The organism is Pseudomonas agronomica (assembly GCF_025917275.1).
GTDB classification, from domain to species: domain Bacteria; phylum Pseudomonadota; class Gammaproteobacteria; order Pseudomonadales; family Pseudomonadaceae; genus Aquipseudomonas; species Aquipseudomonas agronomica.
Map to the genome: position 1 here is coordinate 1 of NZ_JAOSHO010000968.1, position 687 is coordinate 687.

Consider the following 687-nt stretch of genomic DNA (forward strand, 5'->3'; position numbering starts at 1 on the left):
CGGGGGAGCCACACACCACCCGTCGCACCTCGCCGACACGGACGGCGTGCAGGCTGCTATCGGGCAACTCGCCGATGCGCACGGCAACGTCGACGCCCTCTTCCACCATGCTGACGGTGCGATCGAGCAGCAAGGCGTTGATGCAAACCTCGGAATAGCGTCCCAGGTAATCCACCAACACTGGCGTAACGAACGATTGCCCGAACAGCACCGGCGCGGTGATGGTCAGTTGTCCACGAGGCTGGGCGTGGCTGCCGGCCGCCGAGTCCTCGGCTTCCTGCAAATCGCCGAGGATCCGCCGGCAGTCATCGAGAAAGCGTTGGCCGGCTTCACTCAGGTAGACGTTGCGCGTGGTCCGCACCAGCAGCGGCGTACCGATGCGTTGTTCCAGCGCCGCCACCGCCCGCGTCACGCTGGCGGCCGACAGGCCCAAGCGTCGCGCGGCTGCTGAAAATCCGGAATCCTGGGCCACGGCGACAAACACCTGCATCTCCTGGAACCTGTCCATCCATCCTCCGATGAGAAATCTTGAAACAAGATTAAACACGCCTGAAAGCCGCGCCGTGTCGCCATTGTAGAGGGGTTGACCAGCGAACCGCAGCCAGCCGCGAGGTTGTGGGCCGAAAATGGCTGCTGCGCTTGGTACCATCCCGCACAGTCTTGTGACTGTTTAATGACCAAACACAC

General features: G+C 62.9%; 1 protein-coding gene. It reads right to left on the reverse strand.

Going from position 1 to position 687, the window contains the following annotated elements; translation table 11 throughout:
- Positions 1 to 508, reverse strand: a 508-nt coding sequence (locus OC610_RS28415; protein ID WP_264433052.1) for a LysR family transcriptional regulator, incomplete at its 3' end; no start/stop codon positions are given.
- Between the last annotated feature and the right edge of the window lie 179 nt (positions 509 to 687).